The following is a 2,894-nucleotide window of genomic DNA, read 5'->3' on the forward strand; positions in this document are numbered from 1 at the left end:
TAGTCGCTGGAATGCATTAGGAAGACAACCACATACAGAAAGACAGAAGGCTATGTTGTATAACGAAGTTAGGAAGGTTCATTCTGATTTACAAGAAGTTCAGAAATACGATTCCTCGGTTAATGAAACTGTTTGGATGTTAGGGCAAGTACGACAAACTTTATTAGGGGTAAACAATGGTAACTAAGATTAAAAAGTTATTTTCACTACCAAGAGAACAACATGATCGGTTTAAAGAAATTACGGAGAAAACAGGAGCATCAATGAATTCCACGGTTTGTATGTTGATAGATGAATACATTCATAAAATGGAGGAATTGGAGTTCCAAAGAATGCGTAGAGAAGGTGAAGAACCACCGGAAGAAACAGAGGATTTAGTTTCTAGTGCAATAAAGCAAGCGAATGAAGAACAAAAGCGTATTGCTAAGAAGAAAAGGGTAAAAAGAACCTCCAAGGAGGAATAGTTCGTGACGAAAATAAAGCGGAAAATAAAGAAGCGTAAAGAAACTATAACCGCAAGTATTCCTAAATCGTTAAAGGATAAAGTGCGGAAGGTTTCGGAGAAAAAGAACGTATCAATGACAAAGTATACAGAGCAAGCACTTAGAAGAGAAATTTCAAAGGATGAAGCCTTAATAAAATAAATGGAAAGAAGGGAATTAGAATGGGAATTGGACAAATGATTATGCGTAGCGAGAAATTGATTGGGGTATTAAAGGAGAAAGCATATCTTTCTCTTAGTGATGAGGAAAGAGCGGAGATTAAAGAATTGCATAAATTCATGAAAACTCAAGTGACAGAATTTCTTGCGGTTGATGAGGAATTAAAACAAAACTATCAAGAATTAGATAGTATTTTAGGTTCGCAAGAAGGATTTTATTGGATGTACGTTACAGAATGAAGAAGCGTTCTGTAAGCCTAAGGGAAAGTGACATATTGTATTTGGAATATGTTGCAAAGGAAACGGGAAAAACGGCGGGAGAACTAATGAGGGATATATTAGAAAGAGAAGTAAAGAAGTATAAGTTAGTGTTTGGAAAGATACAGGAACGCTAAATCTAATAGAGAACCCCGTAAATAGTCGGTATCCTAGTGACACGGGTATGAAGGTATGGAACTTTTGGTTTTAGGTGATCGGTTTGAAAAGGTATATAGAGGGTGTGCGCTAAGTAATCAAAGCGCAGCGGTTCATTTACGACAAGTTAATCCGTGTTAGCCTGTTATGGCTTGCCAATCCTTGTTTGAGCGTTAGCGAGTGAAGGAGTGGGGCATTGGCTAAGAAACACGGATGTGTTGCTTGTCGTCAATGATTGATTACGTATAAAGAGTAGAAGCTATTCCATTGATAGAGTAGCTTCTTTTTTATATTAGTGGACAAGCTACAAACCTTGATGTTATCATGTTTTTATATACGGTAAATCAAAAAAGAAAGGAAGTGTATTTATGCCTAAAGTTATAAAGGCTTCTGAAGCTAGAATTAAGAAAACTATTATGATAGCACCAGAAACGGATGCTTTACTAGAAAAGCTGAAGAAAGAAAAGGGATTGAGCCAAGGAAAAGCGATTGATATAGCTATTAAGTATTTACAAGAGAAGGAACAGATTTAGGGAAGTGAGACGGGCGAAACGAAGTGAAGCTATTTAACTTGATTGTAGTCTCACTAAAGCGTCAATTTTTGATTGACCACTATTCCTAAAAAGGTTTTTATATGTTTGATAGTCGACCGGAGCGAATGCGTAGGAAGACAGCAACTGGAATGAACATAGTGAATGAAAGGCGGTAGTATACCAATGAGAAGCCTTATTTTAGACAGGAAGGAGGGTGCGAAGTGTTTAAGACACCAAAGTCTAAACCCATCGGTTATGACGTTAGAGTCATAGTTAGCGGTAATGTGGTAGAAGTGTATAAATACCCCGAAACTATTTGGAGAAACTTGCAATCTACTTCTAAAAGAAGTGCGGTTACAAATGTTTCGGTTGAATCGTTAGATGATACTTTACTAGGCGAAAAAATGGATTCAAGAGCAAAGAGTAATATTAGGGCTAGGAATACGTTAAGACGTCTAGCATTGGCGAATTTCGGTAGTAAATCAAAGTTCCTTACATTGACCTTTGAAGAGAATATGACCGATTTAGATAAGGCTAATAAGGAGTTCAAGCGGTTCATTAGAAATATAAAACGGAACTTAGGGGACTTTAAGTATATAGCGGTAATTGAGTTTCAAAACCGAGGTGCTATTCATTATCATGTTTTATTAGATATAGAGGTTTATATCCCACATGAAAAGTTAGAGAAGTGGTGGGGTAATGGATTTATTCGAATCAATAGTATTGATCATGTCGACAATATCGGGGCGTATGTAATTAAGTATATGACCAAAGAAGATGCGGATGAAAGATTGATAGGAAAGAAAAGTTACCAATGTTCTAAGAACTTAGAACGACCACGGGAATTGATAGGGAAGAACGCTCTGGAGTATATAGAGAAGTACATAGAATCTCGTGGAATAAAAAAAGCCTACTCAAATGCGTATAAGAGTAAGCTTAGTGATGAAGATGTATTATATGCGGAATACAACTTCAAAAGACAATTTTAAATTATATAGAGATTATAACACAAAGAGAGGGATGACAACCTCTCTTTTCTTATTTTATCGTGTATTTCGGCTCTTTATTTGTGAATTAGATACCGATCCTTAAATGGGTATTTATATACAAAAAGCCTTTCCTACAGACTCTCGATTTTTATAGTTCCTTGGTAATACGGTATACAAAATAATAAAAATATGTATAATGTATATAAAAAGTATATATAAAATATATACAAAGTATATAAAAAGAGGTGTTTATATGCAACATGTAGTGAAATTAAGAAAAAAAGCGAATGATTTAGT

Annotated in this window: 6 protein-coding genes; all 6 read left to right on the forward strand. The window is 35.4% G+C overall.

Annotated features, from left to right (window positions below; genetic code table 11):
- The coding region (locus KI369_RS12265) for a hypothetical protein (RefSeq protein ID WP_212956118.1) at positions 1 to 187 on the forward strand (187 nt) is incomplete at its 5' end.
- Positions 177 to 464 (forward strand): hypothetical protein, encoded by a 288-nt coding sequence (locus KI369_RS12270; protein ID WP_071722509.1) that lies wholly within the window; start codon positions 177 to 179, stop codon positions 462 to 464. The genes KI369_RS12265 and KI369_RS12270, both read left to right, overlap by 11 nt.
- Before the next feature lie 3 nt (positions 465 to 467).
- The gene (locus tag KI369_RS12275) at positions 468 to 644 is read left to right on the forward strand and encodes a hypothetical protein (protein WP_161491760.1); all 177 of its coding nucleotides are present in this window, start codon (positions 468 to 470) and stop codon (positions 642 to 644) included.
- Between the two features lie 20 nt (positions 645 to 664).
- On the forward strand, positions 665 to 901 hold the full coding sequence (locus KI369_RS12280) for a hypothetical protein (RefSeq protein ID WP_071722507.1): 237 nt from the start codon (positions 665 to 667) through the stop codon (positions 899 to 901).
- A gap of 542 nt (positions 902 to 1,443) precedes the next feature.
- Positions 1,444 to 1,608: a hypothetical protein gene (locus KI369_RS12285; protein ID WP_161491761.1), complete on the forward strand. Its 165-nt coding sequence runs from the start codon at positions 1,444 to 1,446 to the stop codon at positions 1,606 to 1,608.
- Between the two features lie 221 nt (positions 1,609 to 1,829).
- Positions 1,830 to 2,597 carry a rolling circle replication-associated protein gene (locus KI369_RS12290; RefSeq protein WP_071722513.1) on the forward strand — a complete coding sequence of 256 codons (768 nt, stop codon included), beginning with the start codon at positions 1,830 to 1,832 and terminating at the stop codon, positions 2,595 to 2,597.
- The last annotated feature ends 297 nt before the right edge of the window (positions 2,598 to 2,894 follow it).

It is taken from the genome of Bacillus sanguinis, from assembly GCF_018332475.1.
Taxonomy (GTDB): domain Bacteria; phylum Bacillota; class Bacilli; order Bacillales; family Bacillaceae_G; genus Bacillus_A; species Bacillus_A sanguinis.